At 37.6% G+C, this 23585-nt stretch carries 23 protein-coding genes and 1 pseudogene (1 of these 24 only partly in view); 17 read left to right on the top strand and 7 right to left on the bottom strand.

Going from position 1 to position 23585, the window contains the following annotated elements; all coding sequences use genetic code 11:
- From gyrA to dnaA, 6 genes are all read right to left on the bottom strand, one after another.
- On the bottom strand, positions 1-1726 hold the 5' portion of the coding sequence (gene gyrA / locus MUG87_RS12585) for a DNA gyrase subunit A (RefSeq protein ID WP_247082617.1). The gene continues 734 nt to the left of window position 1, outside the view; 1726 of the gene's 2460 nt are visible here — the first part of the coding sequence; its start codon is at positions 1724-1726; the stop codon falls past the left edge of the window.
- Positions 1727-1805: 79 nt separating this feature from the next.
- Positions 1806-3728: a DNA topoisomerase (ATP-hydrolyzing) subunit B gene (gene gyrB, locus MUG87_RS12580; RefSeq protein ID WP_247082615.1), complete on the bottom strand. Its 1923-nt coding sequence runs from the start codon at positions 3726-3728 to the stop codon at positions 1806-1808.
- 38 nt (positions 3729-3766) lie between these two features.
- The gene (gene recF, locus MUG87_RS12575) at positions 3767-4879 is read right to left on the bottom strand and encodes a DNA replication/repair protein RecF (protein WP_124565739.1); all 1113 of its coding nucleotides are present in this window, start codon (positions 4877-4879) and stop codon (positions 3767-3769) included.
- A 16-nt stretch (positions 4880-4895) separates the two neighbouring features.
- Entirely contained in the window at positions 4896-5108 is a 213-nt protein-coding gene (gene yaaA / locus MUG87_RS12570; protein WP_247082614.1) for a S4 domain-containing protein YaaA, read from the bottom strand.
- Positions 5109-5295: 187 nt separating this feature from the next.
- Entirely contained in the window at positions 5296-6441 is a 1146-nt protein-coding gene (gene dnaN / locus MUG87_RS12565) for a DNA polymerase III subunit beta (protein ID WP_247082613.1), read from the bottom strand.
- Between the two features lie 179 nt (positions 6442-6620).
- Positions 6621-7967: a chromosomal replication initiator protein DnaA gene (gene dnaA / locus MUG87_RS12560; RefSeq protein WP_247082612.1), complete on the bottom strand. Its 1347-nt coding sequence runs from the start codon at positions 7965-7967 to the stop codon at positions 6621-6623.
- Between the two features lie 546 nt (positions 7968-8513).
- Between dnaA and rpmH the strand changes: the two genes are divergently transcribed.
- The 10 genes from rpmH (at position 8514) to MUG87_RS12510 (ending at position 17734) form a co-directional block, all read left to right on the top strand.
- The gene (rpmH, locus tag MUG87_RS12555; protein ID WP_000831901.1) at positions 8514-8648 is read left to right on the top strand and encodes a 50S ribosomal protein L34; all 135 of its coding nucleotides are present in this window, start codon (positions 8514-8516) and stop codon (positions 8646-8648) included.
- 119 nt (positions 8649-8767) lie between these two features.
- Complete coding sequence (rnpA, locus tag MUG87_RS12550; protein WP_247082611.1) at positions 8768-9130, top strand: ribonuclease P protein component; 363 nt, start codon at positions 8768-8770, stop codon at positions 9128-9130.
- 32 nt (positions 9131-9162) lie between these two features.
- Positions 9163-9924: a YidC family membrane integrase SpoIIIJ gene (gene spoIIIJ, locus MUG87_RS12545; protein ID WP_247082610.1), complete on the top strand. Its 762-nt coding sequence runs from the start codon at positions 9163-9165 to the stop codon at positions 9922-9924.
- On the top strand, positions 9921-10538 hold the full coding sequence (gene jag / locus MUG87_RS12540; RefSeq protein ID WP_247082609.1) for an RNA-binding cell elongation regulator Jag/EloR: 618 nt from the start codon (positions 9921-9923) through the stop codon (positions 10536-10538). Before spoIIIJ ends, jag begins: the two co-directional genes overlap by 4 nt.
- A gap of 399 nt (positions 10539-10937) precedes the next feature.
- The gene (mnmE, locus tag MUG87_RS12535) at positions 10938-12314 is read left to right on the top strand and encodes a tRNA uridine-5-carboxymethylaminomethyl(34) synthesis GTPase MnmE (RefSeq protein ID WP_247082608.1); all 1377 of its coding nucleotides are present in this window, start codon (positions 10938-10940) and stop codon (positions 12312-12314) included.
- Between the two features lie 17 nt (positions 12315-12331).
- Complete coding sequence (gene mnmG, locus MUG87_RS12530; RefSeq protein WP_247082607.1) at positions 12332-14221, top strand: tRNA uridine-5-carboxymethylaminomethyl(34) synthesis enzyme MnmG; 1890 nt, start codon at positions 12332-12334, stop codon at positions 14219-14221.
- Between the two features lie 19 nt (positions 14222-14240).
- Complete coding sequence (rsmG, locus tag MUG87_RS12525) at positions 14241-14960, top strand: 16S rRNA (guanine(527)-N(7))-methyltransferase RsmG (protein WP_247082606.1); 720 nt, start codon at positions 14241-14243, stop codon at positions 14958-14960.
- 99 nt (positions 14961-15059) lie between these two features.
- Entirely contained in the window at positions 15060-15908 is an 849-nt protein-coding gene (noc, locus tag MUG87_RS12520; protein WP_247082604.1) for a nucleoid occlusion protein, read from the top strand.
- 226 nt (positions 15909-16134) lie between these two features.
- Complete coding sequence (locus tag MUG87_RS12515) at positions 16135-16896, top strand: ParA family protein (protein ID WP_247082602.1); 762 nt, start codon at positions 16135-16137, stop codon at positions 16894-16896.
- Positions 16889-17734 carry a ParB/RepB/Spo0J family partition protein gene (locus tag MUG87_RS12510; RefSeq protein WP_247082600.1) on the top strand — a complete coding sequence of 282 codons (846 nt, stop codon included), beginning with the start codon at positions 16889-16891 and terminating at the stop codon, positions 17732-17734. Before MUG87_RS12515 ends, MUG87_RS12510 begins: the two co-directional genes overlap by 8 nt.
- A gap of 27 nt (positions 17735-17761) precedes the next feature.
- On the opposite strand, the gene yyaC is transcribed toward MUG87_RS12510, so the two are convergent.
- Positions 17762-18346: a spore protease YyaC gene (gene yyaC / locus MUG87_RS12505; RefSeq protein ID WP_247082598.1), complete on the bottom strand. Its 585-nt coding sequence runs from the start codon at positions 18344-18346 to the stop codon at positions 17762-17764.
- A gap of 340 nt (positions 18347-18686) precedes the next feature.
- On the opposite strand from yyaC, the pseudogene MUG87_RS12500 reads away from it, so the two are divergent.
- The 7 genes and pseudogenes from MUG87_RS12500 to MUG87_RS12470 all read left to right on the top strand — a co-directional run.
- Positions 18687-19484 (top strand): annotated as a pseudogene (locus MUG87_RS12500) (mechanosensitive ion channel family protein); the annotation flags it as partial.
- Between the two features lie 18 nt (positions 19485-19502).
- A complete protein-coding gene (locus MUG87_RS12495; protein WP_247082595.1) occupies positions 19503-19700 on the top strand; it encodes a DUF951 domain-containing protein in 198 nt (65 codons plus the stop codon).
- Positions 19701-20041: 341 nt separating this feature from the next.
- Positions 20042-21142 carry a redox-regulated ATPase YchF gene (gene ychF, locus MUG87_RS12490; RefSeq protein WP_247082593.1) on the top strand — a complete coding sequence of 367 codons (1101 nt, stop codon included), beginning with the start codon at positions 20042-20044 and terminating at the stop codon, positions 21140-21142.
- A 299-nt stretch (positions 21143-21441) separates the two neighbouring features.
- Positions 21442-21729 (top strand): 30S ribosomal protein S6, encoded by a 288-nt coding sequence (rpsF, locus tag MUG87_RS12485; RefSeq protein WP_247082590.1) that lies wholly within the window; start codon positions 21442-21444, stop codon positions 21727-21729.
- Positions 21730-21753: 24 nt separating this feature from the next.
- On the top strand, positions 21754-22257 hold the full coding sequence (gene ssb / locus MUG87_RS12480; protein ID WP_247082588.1) for a single-stranded DNA-binding protein: 504 nt from the start codon (positions 21754-21756) through the stop codon (positions 22255-22257).
- Between the two features lie 43 nt (positions 22258-22300).
- Positions 22301-22534, top strand: a complete 234-nt coding sequence (gene rpsR / locus MUG87_RS12475) for a 30S ribosomal protein S18 (RefSeq protein WP_124565771.1) — start codon at positions 22301-22303, stop codon at positions 22532-22534.
- Positions 22535-22601: 67 nt separating this feature from the next.
- Positions 22602-23537 (top strand): YybS family protein, encoded by a 936-nt coding sequence (locus MUG87_RS12470; RefSeq protein WP_247082586.1) that lies wholly within the window; start codon positions 22602-22604, stop codon positions 23535-23537.
- Positions 23538-23585: the final 48 nt, after the last annotated feature.

Genomic DNA, 23585 nt, shown 5'->3' with positions numbered 1-23585 from the left:
CTGGAATTTCATATCCCTTTGTTCGATATACCTTTCCTTTATTAGTAAAGAAGAGAATATGGTCATGTGTTGAAGTTGTCAGCAAATGCTCAACAAAATCATCGTCATTTGTACCCATTCCTTGTACACCTCGGCCGCCGCGCTTCTGCGTTTTATACGTGGAAGCAGGCAGTCTCTTAATGTATCCATTATGAGTTAGCGTAATAACTATATTTTGTTCCGGTATTAAATCCTCATCCTCTATAGACTCAAGACCGCCAGAAACGATTTCTGTTCGACGCATATCATTAAATCGCTCTTTAATTTCTAACAATTCTTCCCTGATGATTTCTAGTACTTTCTCTTCATCAGCTAAAATAGCTTTTAACTCTGCGATTAACTGTAGTAGCTCTCTATATTCATCTTCAATCTTATCTCGTTCTAAGCCTGTTAAACGTTGTAGACGCATATCAAGAATCGCTTGCGCTTGCTTATCACTCAGATTAAAACGCTCAATTAATCCTTGTCTTGCTTCCTCAGTGGTGCGAGATCCACGAATTAAACTAATAACCTCGTCTAAATGGTCTAGCGCAATTCGCAACCCTTCTAAGATATGAGCACGTGCTTCCGCTTTTTCAAGTTCATATGCTGTACGTCTCTTGATAACTACCTTTTGGTGCTCTAAATAGTGATATAAACACTGCTTTAAATCTAAAACCTTAGGTTCACCATCTACTAGAGATAACATGTTGATACCGAAGCTCGTTTGCAAAGCTGTTTGTTTATATAAATTGTTCAGCAATACATTGGCATTAGCATCGCGTCTAACTTCCATGACAATACGCATACCATTACGATCTGATTCATCCCTAAGGTCAGTGATTCCATCTATCTTTTTGTCGCGAACTAGTTCAGCAATCTTTTCAATGAGTTTTGCTTTGTTAACTTGATAAGGTAGCTCACTCACTATAATAGATTGACGATTGTTACTGCGCTCTTCAATTTCTACCTTCGCGCGAATTATTACACTGCCTCGCCCTGTTTCATAAGCTCGGCGAATTCCGCTTCTTCCCAAAATTTGCCCCGCAGTAGGGAAATCTGGGCCAGGAATAAACTCCATAAGTTCAGAAATGGTAATATCAGGATTTTTACTTAGCGCCAGTATTCCATCAATGACTTCTCCGAGCTGATGAGGCGGAATATTTGTTGCCATTCCGACAGCAATTCCTGTTGCTCCGTTAACAAGTAGATTAGGAAAACGTGCAGGTAATACAATTGGTTCTCTTTCTGCACCGTCATAGTTATCTTGATAATCAATTGTGTTTTTGGAGATATCTCGAACTAACTCCATTGAAATTTTAGACATTCTTGCTTCCGTATAACGCATAGCTGCAGCTGCGTCTCCGTCAACAGATCCAAAGTTACCATGACCATCTACTAACATATAGCGCTGGTTAAAATCCTGTGCCATACGTACCATTGTGTCATATACCGCAGAATCACCATGAGGGTGATACTTACCAATAACTTCTCCTACAATACGCGCGGATTTCTTGTACGGTTTATCCGCAACAATACCTAAATCATTCATAGCATACAAAATTCTTCGATGTACAGGTTTTAAACCGTCACGTACATCAGGTAAAGCACGAGATACAATAACACTCATAGCATAATCTAAAAATGAAGAACGCATCTCTTGGCTAATATTTATTTCTCGAACTCGAGCTTGTTGGTTGTCTGACATCCGCCAGCACCTCCTCTTCTTTCGAACACATCTTGTTTATATGAAGAGAAAACAGGAATATTGCATTCCTGTCATTCTTTTAAATATCAAGGTTTTGCACGTATCTTGCATTGTCTTGGATAAAGTTTCTGCGCGGCTCTACCTTATCTCCCATCAATGTCTCAAAAGTTTCATCTGCTTCAATAGCATCTTGTAGATTTACTTGAAGCAATGTCCGCACCTCAGGATCCATCGTTGTTTCCCAAAGCTGTCCTGGATTCATCTCACCAAGACCTTTATACCGTTGAATACCTGGTTTTGGCTGAGCAGGTAGTTCAGAAAGTGCTTTTTCAAGTTCTTTATTGTTATAAGCATATTGAACTTTCTTTCCTTGTTGAATCTTATAAAGAGGTGGCTGTGCGATATACACATATCCATATTCAATAATTTGACGCATATAACGATAGAAGAACGTTAACAATAGAGTACGTATATGAGCACCATCTACATCAGCATCGGTCATAATAATAATCTTATGATAACGAGCTTTCTCAATATCAAAATCTCCACCAATACCTGTACCAATTGCTGTCACCATTGCACGTACTTCGTTATTAGATAGAATCTTATCTAATCTGGCCTTCTCTACGTTAATAATCTTTCCACGAAGTGGTAAAATTGCTTGAAAATGACGATCACGACCTTGTTTCGCTGAACCACCAGCAGAGTCGCCCTCTACAATATATAACTCGCTAATTGACGGATCTTTCGTAGAGCAATCAGCTAGCTTTCCTGGTAGACTCGAAATCTCCAGCGCATTTTTCCTACGGGTAAGTTCCCTTGCCTTCTTTGCAGCAACCCTTGCTCTGGCTGCCATTAAACCTTTTTCTACAATTTTCCTTGCAACGGACGGATTTTCAAGTAGAAACTTTTCAAACGTCTCAGAGAAAACAGACTCTGTAATAGTACGAGCTTCACTGTTACCTAGCTTTGTTTTCGTTTGCCCTTCAAACTGAGGATCTGGATGTTTAACAGAAACAATTGCAGTGATTCCTTCGCGCACATCTTCCCCAATTAAATTGCTGTCACTTTCTTTAATTAAATTGTTCTTTCTAGCGTAGTCATTAATAACACGAGTTAAGGCAGTTTTGAAACCAACTTCGTGTGTACCACCTTCATACGTGTGAATGTTGTTAGCAAAGGAGTAAATATTACTTGTGTATCCTTCATTGTACTGCAACGCAATCTCAACATTAATGCCATCACGAGAGCCTTCAACGTATACAGGTTCTTCATGAATTGCTTCTTTTGTACGATTAAGGTGCTCTACATAAGACTTAATGCCGCCCTCATAGTGAAATTCTTTTTTACGAGGATTTTCACGCTTATCTTCAATCGTAAGCTTAATACCCCTATTTAAGAAGGCAAGCTCACGAAGGCGATTTGCCAATGTATCGTAGTCATACTCTATAGTCTCAGTAAAGATCTCTGTATCGGGTACAAAATGTATAGTTGTGCCCGTATGATCAGCTTCACCAATAACCTTAAGATCTTCTGAAGGTACACCGCGTTTATATTCTTGATAATGGGTTTTCCCTTCGCGATATACGTATACATCTAACTTAGAAGACAAAGCGTTAACAACTGATGCACCGACGCCATGCAAACCACCGGAAACTTTATAACCGCCTCCACCAAACTTTCCTCCAGCATGAAGGACCGTCATGATAACCTCTACAGCAGGTCTTCCCATTTTTTCATGAATACCTACAGGGATACCACGGCCATTATCTTTAACAGTAATACTATTGTCTTCCTCAATAACAACATTGACCTCTGTACAATAGCCAGCGAGTGCCTCATCAATACTATTATCTACAATCTCCCATACCAAATGGTGTAGACCTTTAGCATTGGTAGAACCTATATACATACCTGGACGCTTTCTGACTGCTTCTAGGCCTTCAAGAACCTGAATTTGACTTTCATCATATGTCTGCTCTTGCGCTTGTTTCTGTTCCATTGTCACACTCATCACCTACTTTTCCATTTAACAGATACTCATCTGTTTATCGTACCGCTTGTTACCCGAATTGTTTTTGCTTTTTTTAGAGTTTCATGCTCAATGCCATCTACACTCGTTGTTGTTACGAATGTTTGCACTTTCCCTTGAATCGTATTTAAAAGATGAGACTGACGATAATCATCCAATTCTGATAAAACATCATCTAATAGAAGAATAGGGTACTCTTTTACTTCAGAATGAATCAATTCTATTTCAGCCAGTTTTAAGGAGAGGGCGGTTGTACGTTGTTGACCTTGCGAACCGAAAATTTGTACATTTTTATCATTAACAAAAAAATGTAAATCATCTCTGTGGGGACCGATCAAAGTTGTACCTCGAAACATCTCTCGCTTTTTAATAGTCTGAAAATTTTCGTAGTATACTTCTTTCATCTTCGACAAATCCATTGATTCTGATACATCTATGCTAGGCTTGTACACAATTTTCAACTCTTCAAGTCCACGGCTAATTCCACGATGTATAGGTGCAGCCCATTCTTGTAGAAGTTGCAGAAATTCAAAGCGCTTTTTTAAAATTTTAGCACCGTGTTCAATTAACTGAATTGTAAATATATCAAGCATTGCCGCATTTTTAGGTGTATCTTCTGTCATGGATTTCAATAAATGGTTTCTTTGCGTTAATATTTTTTGATATTGACTTAACTCATACAAATATACAGGCGCAATTTGTCCAAGTTCCATATCTAGAAAACGTCTTCTAATCTGGGGGCTGCCTTTTACCAGATTTAAATCCTCTGGAGCAAACATAACAACATTCATTTCGCCGATATATTGGCTCAATTTTGATTGCTCCAGATGATTAAGTTTAGCTTTTTTCCCCTTTTTGGAGATCAACAGTTCCATCTGTATCGCAGAATGCTTTTTTTGAAGCATCCCTTTTATTTTACCATACTCTGCATCCCATTGGATAAGTTCACGATCATTTGGTGTACGGTGGGATTTAGCCATCGCTAATACGTAAATAGCCTCCATGAGGTTTGTTTTCCCCTGAGCATTTTCCCCTATAATGACGTTTACCTGATTTTCAAAAGTTACTTCCAGATGTTCATAGTTACGATAATGCTGCAGTTCCAGTCCTTGAATATACAAAGGGATCCTCCCTTATTTAAGCCTTTACTTGAAATGTACCAAATCCAGGAATCTCAATTTTATCTTGATTATACAATTTACGTCCACGACGATTTTCTGATTCTCCATTCACATAGATTTTATTTTCTTGAAGAAACCATTTCGCTTCTCCACCTGTTTGAATTACGTCGGCAACTTTCAAAAACTGTCCTAATGTGATGTATTCTGTCGAAATTTGAATGGTTTTCATTACATTCGCTCACTTTCCGAATTTGTTCATTCTTTCATTGTACTAAAAAAAATAAGAATAGAAAAGGATTGGGCCAATAAAAGGATAATGCGCGTTTCTGTCTAGTTTGGATAGTAAAAGCCGCCCTGATATTTTGGCGGCTTTTTACAAAACGTATAAAAACTTGAGACCTTTTAAGCTTTGTTTTTTAGTATGTGCGAACAGGCAAAATCAGTTGCACAATGGAATCATCATTTGGCGTACGAATTAAGAATGGACGCATAGCGCCTGTAAAGCTAGTTTTAATTTCTGTGCTTTCTAACGCTTTTAATGCATCCATCATATATTTTGCACTAAACGAAATTTTAAGCTCTTCTCCCTCTATGTTCTCGCATTGTATTTCTTCTACCACTTTACCAATTTCAGGAGAGTTTGAGGAAATTTCAATCATATCGTTTCCTAGAGTAGATAATTTGACTACATTGTTTCTTCCATCTCTGGCAAGTAATGAGGCACGATCAATGGCCTGTAAAAATTCTTTTGTGTTTACCATGATATCAGTTTTGCTACTATCTGGAATTAAGCGTGATGTATCAGGATAATTCCCTTCTAATAATCTGGTAAAGAACAAGAGATGCTTTGTTCGGAATAAAACTTGATAATCTGTGATGACGATATCGACCATTTCTTCAGATTCATCAAGAATCTTACTTAACTCATTTAAACTTTTGCCAGGAATTACAACATTAGCTTGAAATTCTGCAGCAAGTTTTCCAGCTGCAATTTTTGCTTTTCGTAAGGCTAGGCGATGACTATCTGTTGCAATACAAATCAATTCACTGTTATATACCCTCCAGTTTACACCTGTCAAGATCGGACGTGTTTCTGAGGTCGATACAGCAAACACAGTTTGTCTAATCATATGTTTAAGTAAATCTGTAGGTAGCTGAAATACATTTTGCTCCTCAATTTGCGGTAATAGTGGGTACTCTTGTGCATCTAAACCATTTAAGTTAAACTCAGCTTTTCCTGATTTGATTTTAGTCATGAAATGATTTTCCACTTCAATTTCAACTGTATCTTTTGGTAGTTTTTTAACGATTTCACTAAAATATTTCGCTTGCAGCACAATACTTCCTGCTCGTTCAATATCTACAACGGACTTACCATTTTCTTCAGTTGGAATAAAAGATTCAATAGAGATATCGGAATCACTTCCCGTTAATGTCACACCTTCTTCATGTGCAACAATTTTTATTCCAGTTAAGATCGGAATTGTTGTCCGAGAAGAGATAGCTTTCATAACATCTTGCACACTACGGACAAGATAATCCTTCTGAATGATAAATTTCATGAAAAAATCCTCCAGTCATTTTAATACTTTCTAGTTAATTAAATAATAATAAAAAATTAGTAGTAATAGTAATAGTACTTGTTGATATGTGGATAACCTTTGTGGAGTAAGGAAAAAACAGTCTATCAACATGTGGATAGACTGTGTGTAATTACAAGGATGTTATTCACATTATTCGACTAGTTTTTCAATATATTACGAACTTCGTCGAGCTGTTTTTGAAGTTGTGTGTCGACTTTTACAAGTTTAGAAATTTTTTCGTGCGCATGAATAACAGTAGTATGATCTCTACCTCCAAATTCTTCTCCAATTTTAGGCAAAGAAGAATCAGTTAACTCACGAGACAAATACATTGCGATCTGCCTTGGAAAGGCCACAGATTTAGTACGTTTCTTCGCTTTAAAATCTTCTAATTTGACCTGAAACAGTTGACCTACCGCTCTTTGAATTTCTTGTATTGTAATTATTTTGGGCTTTGCATTTGGAATAATATGCTTTAATGCTTCAGCAGCTAAGTCTGCATTAATATCTTTATTAATTAAAGAGGAGTAAGCAACAACACGAATTAGTGCACCTTCCAATTCACGAATATTCGAGTCGATTTGGTTTGCAATATATAACATGACTTCATTCGGAATATCTAACCCCTCTGCTTTTGCCTTTTTACGTAAAATCGCAATTCTCGTTTCAAGGTCTGGCGGAGTGATGTCCGTAATTAGACCCCATTCAAATCGAGAACGCAACCGATCTTCCAGTGTAGGTATCTCTTTTGGAGGGCGGTCGCTAGAAATTACAATCTGTTTACTTTCTTCATGAAGAGCGTTGAATGTATGGAAGAACTCTTCCTGTGTTTGTTCTTTTCCCGCTAAAAACTGAATATCATCTATAAGAAGTACATCTACATTTCGATATTTATTGCGAAAATCAACAGCTTTATTGTCACGAATCGAGTTAATAAATTCGTTTGTAAACTTTTCTGAAGAAAGATATACCACTTTTGCGTTTGGATTATGTTCAATTACATAATGGCCAATCGCATGCATAAGATGGGTTTTTCCCAATCCAACACCACCGTAGATAAAGAGAGGATTATAGGCTTTAGCGGGCGCTTCAGCCACCGCGAGGGATGCAGCGTGAGCGAATCGATTGCCGGAGCCTATTACAAAAGTATCAAACGTATATTTTGGATTTAACATACTTTGTGGGATGTTATTGGGTTCATCTTGCATTGCTTTTGCTTTTTTTGTCGAAGGATAGTCAAACTCCTCTTCTGCTTCAACCTGAGGGATGATAAAACGAACCTCTAGTTCTTCACCTGTAACCTGATATAAAGTCTCGGATATAAGATTAGAGTAATGTGATTCAAGCCAATCGCGTGCAAAATCATTTGGAGCGATGACAGTAAGATGGTGTTTTTTTAAAGAATGAGCTTTAGTGGACTTAAGCCAAGTTTCAAAGCTGGGTTTACTCACTTTTTTTTCAAGCTCTTGTAAAGTCCGATTCCATAAATCTGTTATATTTTCCAATAGTATCCCTCCTTTATCAAGAAATAATGAGGTGTTCAAGTTTTGTACACCTCATGAAAATGCACGAACGAATATTTATACATACAAACTGAAGTTTATATTTTGCATGGAATAAAAAGTGTTTAAATACACAGGCTGTGGACAAGCGGTTATCAACATGTGATAATAAATGTCCACAAGTTATTCACAGTTTGTGGATAATAATATACAAACCAAAACTTGTACAAAGGTGAAAACAAAAATATAATATCAAAAAAAAGCAGTATTATCAATGTGTTTTAAAAAGTTATCCACAAAATCAACCTGTTGTGGAGAAAAGATATTCCCAACACGATATACTGTGTAAAAGGTTGAAATATAGTTGTGAACAGTTTTGAGATCGAATTTGTATTATCCACAAATTTAAAATTCATGTGTAAAAACCTGTGAATAGGATAAAATTGCATATAAGATGAAAATTGCTATAAGCATTGACATTTTGCTGGTGCATTAACTATAATTTATAAGACTGTCTTTTACAGTTAATCCTCAGGGAGGTGTCATATAATGAAAAGAACTTACCAACCAAATAAACGTAAGCGCAGCAAAGTACATGGTTTCCGTAGCCGTATGAGCACTGCTAACGGCCGTAAGGTTCTTGCAGCTCGTCGCCGCAAGGGAAGAAAAGTATTATCTGCGTAGACCACTGATCGCTCAGTGGTCTTTTTTCTAGGGAGATGAAAAAGGTCCAATCAGAAAAGGCGGCATGTTGATTGGACTTTACATATACCGCTGAACGAAATACAGGAGTGTTGAAACGGATGAAGAAAAAGAATAGAGTGAAGAAAAACGCGGAATTTCAAGCGGTATTTCAAAAGGGTAAATCCAGTGCAAATCGCCAATTTGTACTATATAGTTTAGACAAACCTGGTCAAGATGAGTTTCGTATTGGATTGTCCGTAAGTAAAAAGGTAGGAAATGCCGTGGCGCGTAATCGAATAAAAAGGGTAATTCGCCAAGTATTCACAGAATTAAAACAATGCATAGATTCCGAAAAAGATTTTGTTATAATAGCAAGGAAGCCCTGTGCAGAAATGACATATGAGCAAATGAAAAGTAGCTTGTTGCATGTTATGCGTAGATCGGGTATGAAAGTGCCTAATCAGGAGCAAAAAGAAGGATAAAAAGGGGTATACATAAAAGGAGGAAGTAGTCCGTGAAAAAGAAAATTACTTTTCTGGTTATGATGATGGCATTTATGGCTATTATCACCGGCTGTAGTGAAGTTAACAAGCCGATTACACCGGAAAGCGAAGGCGTTTGGAATGAATATTTCGTGTATCCGCTTTCTCAGTTAATTACATTCTTTGCCGAATTGTTTAATAATGACTATGGGTTAGCAATTGTTGTTGTAACAATTATTATTCGCCTAGCATTATTACCGCTTATGATTAAGCAAACGAAAAGCACAAAAGCTATGCAAATGTTGCAGCCTGAAATGGTAAAACTACGAGAGAAATATGCGTCTAAGGACCAAGCTACACAGCAAAAGCTGCAACAAGAAATGATGCAATTGTATCAAAAGCACGGTGTCAACCCGTTATCTGGCTGTTTGCCGATCTTTATCCAAATGCCTGTTTTATTTGCGTTTTATCATGCAATTATGCGTACAATGGAAATCAAACAGCACAGCTTCTTATGGTTTGATCTTGGACACCCTGACCCATTGTATATCTTGCCAGTTTTAGCAGGGATTACAACATTTATTCAACAAAAGATTGCTATGAAGGGGACACCACCAAATCCACAAATGACGATGATGCTTTGGTTAATGCCAATCATGATCTTAATTTTTGCGATTAACTTCCCTGCAGCTCTATCTTTATACTGGGTTGTTGGTAATATATTCAGCATTGCACAAACTTACTTTATTAAAGGCCCGACCTTAAAAGAAAAAGAAGAGGGTGCAAGCAAGTGAATGCGATAACCGCTAAAGGTCAGACTGTTGATGAAGCTATAGAGTCCGCTTTAAGGCAGCTGCAGGTTCCGCGTGAGCAAGTTGAAATTCGAGTTATTGATGAAGGTAAAAGAGGTTTTCTAGGCCTAATCGGTAACAAACCTGCTATTGTAGATGTAATGATTAAGAAAAATGCTGCCGATGAGGCAGAAAAGTATCTCAAAAATATTATTTCTGAAATGGCAATAGATGTACAAGTCGAGAGAGAATCAAAAGGGAAAGAAATAACCTTTATTCTATCCGGTTCGCAAGTTGCGTTATTAATTGGAAAACGTGGTGCAACCTTAAATGCGTTGCAACAGTTGACACAGCTTGTTGCAAATCGATATACAAAGCAGTATATTAACATAACTTTAGATGCTGAAGATTATCGAAACAAACGTAAGAAAACGTTGGAACTCTTGGCTAATCGCTTAGCTAAGCAAGTATATACGACAAGAAAACAAGTAATACTTGAACCAATGCCATCGTTTGAACGTAAAATTATTCATCAAGTGCTGGCTAGTCACCCGCATATCAATACGACATCAGCTGGTACAGAACCGCATCGACATGTCGTTATAGAGCCAAAATAGAGATACAATAAAAAGCGTCCAGATTTATTTCTGGGCGCTTTTTCGAATTTTCTACATGAAATATTTTGAGACTATACCGGACGTTAAGTTTTATCTTAGGTCATGTTTCTCTTCTTTCAGCTGATCAATGAAAACAGGAAAATTCATTATACATCTTTATAGGATAAATAAATCTCATCACAGTAATTCACATTAAAGATTTATCAATATCAACATTTTGTTTTATAATATGTTACGCGTGCTACTTATCCACAGTGGATAAGTTTATGGTGTTTTTAGCAAGGATATAATAAAAAGTAAATATTCTTTTGCATGCAGTAATGATATGGTATCCTAATGGTTTAGTGATAAAATTAAACGTTATTTATAGAGAGTTAATTAGTAAGTGAGGTGAACAAGATGAAGTTCGATACAATTGCTGCAATTTCTACAGCATTAGGAGAAGGGGCTATTGCAATTGTCCGCATAAGTGGAGAGGAAGCGGTAGAAAAAGCGAGCCGCATTTTTAAAGGTAAGGATCTGAAGACGGTTCCAACACATACAATTCATTACGGTCATATTGTGGAGCCCGATTCTGGGCGTGTAATAGAAGAAGTTATGGTTTCTGTGTTACGTGCGCCAAGAACATTTACAAGAGAAGATATTGTTGAAATTAATTGCCATGGGGGATTAGTTTCTGTAAATAAAGTATTGCAACTTATCTTAGAACAGGGTGTTCGATTAGCAGAGCCAGGAGAATTTACCAAGCGAGCATTCTTGAATGGACGAATTGATTTATCGCAAGCAGAAGCTGTTATGGATTTGATTCGGGCTAAAACTGATCGAGCTATGAATGTAGCTCTCAATCAGATGGAAGGACGATTATCAAAGCTAATTGGTCGTTTACGCCAAGATTTATTAGAAACGTTAGCACATGTTGAGGTTAACATTGATTATCCAGAGTATGATGATGTAGAAGAAATGACACATCAGGTTTTGATTGAAAAGGCAACACATGTACGTGATGAAATTCGAGATTTACTTGAGGTTTCTAAGCAGGGAAAAATTTTAAGAGAAGGCATTGCAACTGCTATTATCGGGCGGCCGAATGTAGGAAAATCATCTCTTTTAAATAGTCTGGTACAAGAGAAAAAAGCAATTGTTACAGATATTGCAGGCACAACGCGCGATGTCATTGAAGAGTATGTAAATGTTAGAGGCGTACCGCTTCGTTTAATTGACACAGCAGGTATTCGTGAAACGGCTGATATTGTAGAGCAAATTGGTGTAGAGCGCTCAAAAGAGATGATGGAAAAAGCGGACTTGGTGTTGCTTGTTTTAAATTATAATGAACCTATTACAGAAGAAGATAAGAAGTTATTTGAAGCTGTACAGGGCAAAGACTATATTGTAATTATTAATAAAATGGATTTGCCTAGAATAATCGATTTAAACCATGTTAAAGAGTTGGCTGGAGATAGCAAGATCATCACAACTTCGTTAATTGAAGAAAAGGGCCTTAAGGATTTAGAACAGGCAATCGCAGATTTATTCTTCGAAGGATCCCTAGAAGCGGGCGATTTAACATATGTTTCTAATGCACGTCATATCGGATTATTAACACAGGCAGAAAGGACGATTGCCGAAGCGGTAAATGCCATTGAAGCTGGTATGCCAATTGATATGGTGCAAATTGATTTAACAAGAACTTGGGAAATACTTGGTGAAATTACAGGAGATACTGTACATGAAAGTTTAATTGATCAGTTATTCTCCCAATTTTGTCTTGGGAAATAAGATGGGAGGAATAAAAAGTGGGATATAATGCTGGTTCATATGATGTAATTGTAATTGGAGCCGGTCATGCAGGCTGTGAAGCAGGACTTGCAGCTGCTCGCATGGGTGCTAAAACATTAATGTTAACAATTAATTTAGATATGGTTGCTTTTATGCCATGTAACCCTTCAGTAGGAGGACCTGCTAAAGGAATTGTGGTGCGCGAAATTGATGCATTGGGTGGCGAGATGGGCAGAAACATTGATAAGACCCATATTCAGATGCGTATGTTGAATACAGGAAAAGGGCCTGCTGTTCGTGCTTTACGAGCACAAGCAGACAAGTTTGCGTATCAGCATGAAATGAAGCGCACCATCGAAAATACACCAAATTTAACATTGTTTCAGGGCATGGTAGAGCGTTTAATTGTCGAGGATGGTGAATGTAAAGGAGTAGTAACACAAACAGGAGCTGAGTATACAGCGAAAACAGTTGTTATTACAACAGGTACGTTTTTGCGCGGCGAGATTATTATGGGCGATTTAAAATATTCCAGCGGTCCAAATAACCAACAGCCTGCCGTTAAACTTTCAGAGCATTTAGAGGAACTAGGATTAGAGATGGTTCGCTTTAAAACAGGTACACCGCCGCGTGTAAATAGCCATACAATTGACTACAGTAAAACAGAAATTCAACCCGGAGACGATGTTCCCCGTGCGTTTTCCTTTGAAACAACAAAATTTATTATGGACCAAATTCCATGCTGGTTAACATATACGAGTGAAAAAACGCATCAACTCATTGATGCAAATTTGCATCGTTCTGCAATGTATTCAGGTATGATTAAAGGGACAGGACCGCGTTACTGTCCGTCAATTGAGGATAAAGTGGTACGCTTTCACGATAAACCAAGACATCAAATCTTCTTAGAACCAGAAGGGCGAAATACGGAAGAAGTATACGTACAAGGCCTGTCCACTAGCTTACCGGAAGATGTGCAGCGCGAAATTTTAAAGACGATTCCAGGTCTGGAAAACGTGCAAATGATGCGTACTGGTTATGCGATTGAATATGATTCTATTGTACCAACACAACTTTGGCCGACTCTTGAAACAAAGAAAATTAAAAATTTATATACAGCAGGACAAATCAATGGAACATCTGGTTATGAAGAAGCAGCTGGTCAAGGATTGATGGCAGGTATTAATGCTGCATGTCGCGCTTTAGATAAAGAAGAAGTGATTCTAGACCGATCACAGGCTTATATTGGCGTCCTTATTGATGATTTAGTAACCAAAGGTACAAATGAGCCATATCGCTTGCTAACATCACGAGCTGAGTATCGCCTGTTGCTTAGACACGATAATGCAGACCTGCGTTTAACGGAAACGGGGTATAAAATTGGATTGATTCCAGAAGAGCGCTATCAAAGATTTGTCGAGAAAAAAGAGAGTATTGAGAAGGAAAAAGCGCGTCTTTCCGGAATTATTATTAAACCGAAGGCTGAAGTACAAGAATTAATTCGTCAGGCCGGCGGAGCGGAATTAAAAGATGGTATTCGCGGTATTGATTTGTTGCGTAGAACTGAGATGACATATGAGCATATTAAACAAATCATTCCAAGCGAAGAGGACATTAATGCTGATGTCGCAGAACAAGTGGAAATACAAGTAAAGTATGAAGGATACATTGAAAAATCTTTACAGCAAGTAGATCGTATGAAGCGCATGGAAAATAAAAAAGTACCTGTAGATATTGATTATGATGCAATTCACGGATTAGCGTCAGAAGCACGTCAGAAGTTAAAAGAAGTGCGTCCTTTATCGGTCGGGCAAGCTTCTCGCATCTCAGGTGTAAATCCTGCGGATATTTCTATTTTACTTGTATATTTAGAACAAGGAAAAATCGCAAAAGTATCGAACCAATAAAGAAGTAGGAGATTTAGCGATGAATATAGAGCAATTTCAATCTATGCTGGGAGAAAAGGGAATTACCCTTTCTCCTCTTCAATTGCAACAATTTGAAATATATTATAAGACGCTTGTTGAGTGGAATGAAAAGATGAACCTTACAGCTATCACAGAGAAAGAAGAAGTGTACTTAAAACATTTTTTTGATTCTGTAACAGCTGCGTTTCATTATGATTTATCAAAAGAATATACAGTTTGCGATGTAGGAGCGGGAGCTGGATTTCCAAGTATTCCTCTAAAAATATGTTTTCCAAACCTTAAGGTTACAATTGTAGACTCTTTACAAAAGCGAATATCATTTTTGAATCACCTGGCGGCTGAATTAGGTCTAGAAAATGTAGCATTTTATCATGATCGAGCAGAAACGTTTGGCCGAAAAGAAGGAATTCGTGAAACTTTTGATATTGTGACTGCAAGAGCTGTTGCAAGATTGTCTGTTTTAAGTGAACTATGCTTACCTCTTGCTAAAGTAGGCGGGGTATTTATTGCTATGAAAGGCGCAGCTGCACAAGAAGAATTGGAAAACGGCAAGCATGCTGTTCAAGTGTTAGGCGGAGAAATTCGCAATACAGCAACGTTTCGTTTACCAATTGAGGATAGCGAACGAAATATTATCATCATAGATAAAAAGAGAAAGACTCCTAAGAAATATCCACGTAAGCCAGGTATGCCGAATAAATTACCTATTGAAAATTAATCCTTAACACAAGGCAAAATTGAATAACGTATCTTTATGTTTCACGTGAAACGTTTTGTATAAAGCAATCAATAGGATTTTTAAGGGTGGTGGAGTACAATGAAAAACACAATTTCGCGCTTCTTCGGATTGGGAGAAAAAGAGAGTATTACCGAAGAGATTGAAGAGCGATACGACGAAGTTAAGCAAATTCCAGTGAGTCATATTGTACCAAACCGTTATCAGCCTAGAACGGTTTTTAATGATGCTAAAATTGATGAACTTGCTTTAACCATTCGTACACATGGTATTATTCAGCCTATCGTGGTTCGAATGTACGAGGCAAATCGTTATGAGATTATTGCCGGGGAAAGACGTTTTCGAGCAGTTAATAAATTAGGGTGGGAAACAATTCCTGCTATTGTGAAAAATATGAGCGATGCTGAAACTGCTTCTGTTGCACTTATTGAAAATCTGCAGCGAGAAGAATTAACTTCAATTGAAGAAGCTATTGCTTATCAGAAACTTCTTGATTTACATAATCTTACACAAGAAGCTTTGGCACAACGGCTTGGAAAAGGACAATCAACAGTTGCAAATAAACTGCGCTTGTTGAAATTGCCCGGGGAAATTAAAGACGCGTTGCTAGAAAAAAAGGTTACAGAAAGACATGCTAGAGCTTTAATTCCGCTAAAACAAGAAGAATTACAATTAAAAATGTTACAAGAAATTATAGACAGACAGTTAAATGTAAAACAAACAGAAGAACGTGTTACAAAGATTTTAGAACAGGAAGCACCAAAACCGAAAGCGAAGCGTAAAGCTGTAAGTCGTGACATGAGAATCGCCATGAACACCATTCGGCAATCTCTTCAGATGGTTGAAAATAGTGGCGTTACAATTAATTCCGAAGAAGAAGAGTTTGATGAATATTATCAAATTACCATAAAGATACCAAAAAAACGTTAAATCACCACCAAGAAGAGTCTTTTTAAAGGCTCTTTTTGCATGCTCAGTATATCTCCCCATGTACTTTTGTATAAACTTATATGCCAACAGAGGCAGGAATATAGAAATAAGTTTTGAAGTTTTATACAGAAGTAATCAGAAAACAATCTATTCATGTTACAATAAGACTAGTTTAATAGAATGTGTAAAAGGAAATCGGAGAGAAAGTTTGAGGGTAGGTGACATCATGGGAAAAATCATTTCAATTGCTAATCAAAAAGGGGGCGTAGGCAAAACTACAACTTCTGTAAATTTAGGGGCTGGATTAGCGTGTTTAGGTAAAAAAGTGTTACTTATTGATATTGATGCACAAGGAAATGCAACTACAGGAGTCGGAATTGAAAAATCCGATTTAGATCGCTGTGTATATAATGTGTTAGTAGAGGATGCGGAAATTAGGGAAGTTATTAAACCTACAGCTATTGAGGGATTATATGTTATTCCAGCTACTATTCAGTTAGCCGGTGCAGAAATTGAGCTTGTTCCTACAATCTCAAGAGAAGTACGTTTAAAAAGAGCATTACAACCTATCCAAGATGAATATGATTATATTATTATTGATTGTCCGCCATCTCTTGGTTTATTGACTTTAAATGCTCTTACAGCCTCAGATTCTGTTATCATTCCTGTTCAGTGTGAATATTACGCACTAGAAGGATTAAGTCAACTATTGAATACAGTACGTCTTGTACAGAAGCATCTAAATAAAGATCTTTCCATACAGGGTGTGTTGTTAACTATGTTAGATGCACGAACCAATCTAGGGCTACAGGTAATTGATGAAGTAAAGAAATACTTTAGAGATAAAGTGTATCGTTCTATAATTCCCCGGAATGTTCGCCTTAGTGAAGCACCTAGTCATGGAAAACCAATTATGCTGTATGATGCTAAGTCGAAGGGGTCTGAAGTATACTTAGATTTAGCAAAGGAAGTGATCGCAGGTGGCTAAAGGTCTCGGAAAAGGAATTGAAGCGTTTTTTCATAATTTAGAAGCGCAAGAGGAAGAAGTAGTTAAAGAAATAGAATTAAAACAACTTCGTCCCAATCCTTATCAGCCGCGTAAATATTTTTCAGAACAATCTATACAAGAATTGAAAGATTCTATTATTGAACACGGAATTTTACAGCCTATTATAGCTAGAAAAAGTATAAAGGGATATGAAATTGTTGCTGGTGAACGTCGATACCGAGCAGCAAAAGAGGCCAAACTTCAAGCGGTCCCGGTTGTTGTTAGAGAATTTACAGAACAACAAATGATGGAGTTAGCGCTTCTTGAGAATTTACAGCGTGAAGATTTAACACCTATAGAAGAAGCAAAAGCATATGAAAAGCTCATGCAAGCATTAAATCTAACACAAGAACAATTAGCACAGCGTGTTGGTAAAAGCCGTCCCCATATTGCAAATCATGTTCGGCTTCTATCTTTGCCAGAGAACATACAAGATGCAATTTCTCGTCAGGTAATTTCTATGGGCCATGGAAGAGCTTTACTGGGTTTGAAACAAAAAGAGCAGTTGGATAAGTTGGTAGAACAAATCCAAGAAGAAGATTTAAGTGTTCGTCAGCTCGAGAAACTAATTCAACAGCTGAACGAACATGTTCCACGTGAAACAACAAGAACAAAAAAACAAAAGAATGTCTTTATTCAAGAACAAGAGTCTCTTCTGAGAGATTATTTTGGTACTGCAGTGACTATCAAAGAGTCTAAAAATAAAGGTAAAATTGAGATTAAATTTGTAAATGAACAAGATTTAGAACGAATTTTAGACTTACTAAAGCGAACGTAAACAAACCATCTATCTTAGATGGTTTGTTTATTTATGATATGATAAAGCATAATCGGCTCTTTGGATACCTTTAGCAATAGTATCTGCCATTTTCATTACTAAGCTCAATCTTGTGTTTTGTAAGACAAAAAATTCCATAAATCCGTGAATATTTACAATACCGTGTATGTGGATATTACCTACTGCAGGCAGTTGTTTATTCATCGCGGCTCCTGGTTTACTTGGTCCCTTCCCTATAGAAATAGCACCCACATTCTGGGATTTACCAAGACATGCATCAACAGCTACAATAAATGGTGTTACATGTTCCTTTTGAATAGTGACCAATGTTTCTTCTAAATTTAAAGCATGAACAGGCTCGTCCAATGTACCGTACACATGAAAGTTACGAATATTTTTTTCTAGGAGTTTAGAACCTACTAAAGGACCTAATGAGTCTCCTGTTGAACGATCTGTACCGATACAAACAAAAACGATAGGTTGAGAATGCTCTGGGATGTAGGAGGAAATCGTGTGTCCTAAACGAAGGCTAGCAGCTTCCTCATCATAGAAAACAGGAGCGGGCTCTTTTTCTATGAAAGGATATTTTAAACGAAACGATCCTATATTCAAGTTCATCCATCCTTTGGCATAATAGTATCAGTATATATACAAACCTTCCTTTTTATACCTGGATATAAGACATAAAAAATAAAGAAAATGTAAACATAATTTTAAGGATGATATACAAATTTCTGTTACAATAATAATAGTGCTGAACTGGACAGTGTTTAGCGCTTACGTAAGGTAAGGATATAATTTGTAGACCTTCCTTGCCCCCACATATAAAAATATCAATCGTATTCGTGTAGTAAAGAGAGGTAATAAAATGAGTTGGTTTCAAGATAAATATGACAGCTTTGTAGCGTATATCACCAATCCAGATGTTTGGATTAGTGCTTCGTTAGGCATTTTAAAAATTATATTCATTATCGCCATTGCAAGTATTGTAATTCGGGTAGGCAAAGCAATTATTCAAAATGCGTTTCGTATTAACAGTAAATCGCCTCTTCAGATTTCAGAGAGAAGAACAAATACAGTCGCTAAGCTGCTTCAAAATGTCATTACATACGTAGTATTCTTTGTAGCAGTCATTATGATTTTAGGTGTATTAGGTATTGAAACAAAAGGTTTACTGGCAGGTGCTGGGGTTATTGGTCTAGCAGTTGGTTTTGGTGCACAGAACCTAGTTCGCGATGTAATTACAGGATTTTTTATTTTATTAGAAGATCAATTTTCAGTAGGTGACTATGTAAGATTAGGTAAGTTTGAAGGTGTGATACAAGAAATTGGACTTCGTACAACGAAAATTAAAAGTTGGACTGGAGAACTTCATATCTTGCCAAATGGCAGTATTAAAGAAGTAACGAATTTTTCATTGAGCAACAGCGTAGCCTTTGTTGACGTAAGCATCTCCTATGAAAGTGATATTGATCGCGCCGAAAAAGTAATTGAGGATTTATTAGATGAATTACCAATGAAATATGAAAAGATGGTAAAACGTCCAGAGCTGCTAGGTGTTCAAAGCCTAGGTGCGTCCGAGATTATACTTCGTGTTGTATCAGAGGTTGAACCAATGCAACACTTTGCTATCTCACGAGCTTTACGAAAAGAAATTAAACTAAGGCTAGATGAACATGGTATTGAAATTCCATATCCACGTATGGTATTGTACAACCGCGAGGAAATGGGCAGTAAGCAAGTAAATTAAATATAAGAGGTGTTTGGCATGGAACAGAAGGAATTTGGTTTGCATGATGTGGTGGAAATGAAAAAGCCTCATCCATGCGGCGCCAACCGCTGGAAGATTATTCGAATGGGAATGGATGTACGTATTAAGTGTGAAGGGTGCTCGCATTCTGTTTTAATTCCCCGCCGAGAATTTCAGCGTAAAATAAAAAAGATTTTAGTTAAACATGAGGAGTAGACTGCAGAGATGCAGTCTATTTTTTGTGGCTGAAAGAAACGCTTCCACTTTTTATATTGGTTGTGTTAAAGCCTGATCCTGCTGTGGGAAAAGCGAGTCAAAAGGAGACCCCGCAGACGAATCGTGCTGATGAGCCTGACTGTCATAGAAAAGCGAACCCCTGTAACGGAAAGTAACAACAAACTTTAAAACAGCCTTAATATTAAGCTACAGAGGTTCGCTCCCCGTTTCTTCTTCACTTGTCAATTGCTGTGTTACTCACTATAATGATGGAAGGTAAAAAATATGTGGTTGGTGGTGCTGAACGCTGGTGCTACGACTGTTTATAGGAGTTGAAAACAATGGGTTTAACAGCTGGTATTGTAGGATTACCGAACGTAGGTAAATCTACTCTTTTTAATGCGATTACGCAAGCAGGTGCAGAATCTGCAAACTATCCATTTTGTACAATTGATCCAAACGTAGGAATTGTTGAGGTGCCGGATGCGCGTTTAAATAAGTTAACAGAATTGGTACAACCAAAGAAAACTGTACCGACTGTGTTTGAATTCACTGATATTGCAGGTATCGTAAAAGGAGCAAGTAAAGGGGAAGGTCTTGGTAATAAATTCCTTTCTCATATTCGTCAAGTAGATGCGATCTGTCAGGTTGTACGTTGTTTTGAGGATGAAAATATTACTCATGTAGCAGGTAAGGTAGATCCAATTGCAGATATTGAAACGATTAACCTAGAGTTGATTTTAGCTGATCTTGAGTCGGTTGAAAAACGCATTGATCGTGTTGCAAAGCTTGCCAAACAGCGCGATAAAGATGCTGCGTACGAGCATGGTATTTTAGTGAGGTTGAAGGAAGCTTTTGAAAATGATCAACCAGCCCGTACAGTTGAGTTTACAGAAGAAGAGATGAAGGTTGTTAAAGGCATGCACTTACTGACAATCAAACCAATGCTTTATGTAGCCAACGTTGGTGAGGACGATGTAATTGATCCAAGTGGTAATGAATACGTACAAATGGTGCGTGAATTTGCTGCGAAGGACAATGCTGAAGTTATTGTTGTTTGTGCAAAGATTGAAGCCGAGATTTCCGAGCTTGATGAAGAGGAAAAGAAAGCCTTTTTAGAAGAGCTAGGTATTGAAGAGTCAGGACTTGATCAATTGATTCGTGCAGCTTATCACCTACTTGGATTGGCAACATACTTTACAGCTGGTGTACAAGAGGTTCGTGCATGGACATTCCGTAAAGGTATGAAAGCACCACAATGTGCAGGTGTCATTCATACAGACTTTGAACGCGGCTTTATTCGCGCGGAAACTGTTTCATATGAGGATCTTGTGCAATATGGATCTATGAATGGCGCTCGCGAAGCAGGACGCGTTCGTTTGGAAGGTAAAGAATACATCGTACAAGATGGCGATGTTATGCACTTCCGTTTTAATGTATAATGTGGTGTTCTCTTTGAATGAGTGCCCCCTCATATTGTTAAGCCGTGGGAATTAGGAATCAGACTCTTTGATTGTCCGCAGAAAGCAAACCCCTGCAATGGAATCACTAGATGTATGGGTTTTTATTTAAGTAAAAGTTGTAATAAGACTTGGCGATCTAATTATTATATTGCCAAGTTTTTTCTATTTGTATGAGTTGCTTCCCCTAACTTACTATGATATAATCTAAACTCGTGAGTGATTACAAAAATTGCTCCTTGCCCGTTTCGGGCCGTTTAGTCCAAAAGGAGGTGACAGTGATGAAAAAGTACGAAATCATGTACATCATCCGTCCAAACATGGAAGAGGAAGCTCAAAAAGCTGTAGTTGAGCGTTTCAACAACGTGTTGAAGGACAATGGTGCAGAAGTAGAAAACGTTAAAGAGTGGGGTAAGCGCCGCTTAGCTTATGAAATTAACGATTTCCGTGATGGTATCTACATGCTTGTAAACGTAAATTCTGATGCAGCTGCAATTCAAGAATTCGATCGTTTGGCTAAGATCAACGAAGATATCATCCGTCATATCGTCGTAAAAGGTCAAGAATAAGATATATAGGGGAGAGTGGTTCGGATGATGAATCGCGTTTTACTCGTAGGTCGCTTAACTAAAGATCCGGAATTGCGTTATACGCCAAATGGCATCGCGGTAGCTACTTTCACGTTGGCAGTAAATCGCACGTTCTCAAATCAGCAAGGCGAACGCGAAGCTGATTTTATTAACTGTGTTGTATGGAGAAAGCCTGCTGAAAATGTGGCGAACTACCTGAAAAAGGGAAGTCTTGCCGGTGTGGACGGTCGTCTTAGCACTCGTAATTACGAGGGACAAGATGGTAAACGTGTGTATGTGACAGAAGTTGTTGCGGATAGCGTTCAATTTTTGGAGACAAGGTCAAGTGGAAACAACGAGCAGCGTGGCTCATTTGCACCGCAGCCATCGGGCTTTGGTTACAATGATCAAGGCTCTAACCCATTCGGATCTTCTGGGAATAGTCGCCCTAGTGCGCCTCGGAACGATGATCCATTTGCAAATGCAGGTCAACCGATTGATATTTCGGACGATGACTTACCGTTTTAATATAATCTAGTCAAACAAAGAATGGAGGGAATTGCACATGGCTATGGGTGGACGTAAAGGTGGACGTGGTAAACGTCGTAAGGTTTGCTTCTTCACTGCTAACGGTATCACACACATCGACTATAAGGATGTAGATCTTCTTAAGCGTTTCGTTTCTGAACGTGGTAAGATCTTACCTCGTCGTGTAACTGGTACAAGCGCTAAGTACCAACGCAAACTTACAATTGCGATCAAACGTGCTCGTCAAATGGCACTTTTACCGTACGTTGCGGAATAATAACTAGTAAATACACAGTAGAGTCTCCTCTACTGTGTATTTTATTATATAAAGCGAGGATTCTTAGATGAAAAATACAAGACTGATTACTGAAGGCGCCGTTTTACTGGCTGTGTTCATTATCTTGCTCTTGGCAACAATGTATATACCGATCTTAAATATTATTTTACTATTTGCTTTACCTTTACCGTTTATTATATTTTCTTTAAAATATGAGTGGAAATATGCACTAATGCTACTATTAGCAGCCTCTGTTATTACCATATTAGTAGCTACCCCTCTAAGTATTACAAATGTACTTACTTTTGGAACGGCAGGAATTGTAATTGGCCATTTATATAAAAAGAAAAAGAATCCGGCTGAAATTCTTGTGACTGCAACAATTATTTATGTTTTAAATTTAGTAATACTGTATGCTGTAAGTGTGATTTTCTTTGAGTATAATTTTATTATACAAATGCAGAAGATGTTAAATGAGTCAATTGCTATGACAGAGCAATTTATTGCGGCAACTGGCGCAAATGCAAACGAAAAACAATTACAGCAGTTAAAAGATATGCCCGCTTTATTAGGGTATCTTATGCCCTCAATGGTTATATTAGGCGGTTTTATGATGTCTTGGTTTACGATTTTGCTTGCTGGTCCTATCTTGAAAAGATTGCGCTTTCAAGTACCTGCTTGGCCCCCTTTTCGTGATCTTCGTCTCCCGAAAAGTATTGTAATTTATTACGTCATTTTTATATTAATCGCAGCTTTTGTAAAGATAGAAACAGGTTCGTATCTTTATATGGCTGTATTGAATATAAATATTATATTTCCTCTATTGATGGCTTTGCAGGGCTTTTCTTTCTTAGCTTTTCTTTTTCACTCAAAAGGATATCCTAAAGGGGTATTAATTTTCGTCTGTATTCTTGTACTGTTTGTACCTATTTTATTTTCTCTTGTTACGTTCTTAGGTATAATTGATTTAGGTTTTTCTTTGCGAAAGTATATAAAGTCATAAAATATCAATCACTATATTCATGATATCGGTATTAAGATAGGTTTCAAT

The organism is Ectobacillus sp. JY-23 (assembly GCF_023022965.1).
In the GTDB taxonomy this organism is placed as follows: Bacteria; Bacillota; Bacilli; order Bacillales; family Bacillaceae_G; genus Ectobacillus.
The sequence above is the reverse complement of the archived record's forward strand: the minus strand, read 5'-3'. Positions and strand labels throughout refer to the sequence as shown.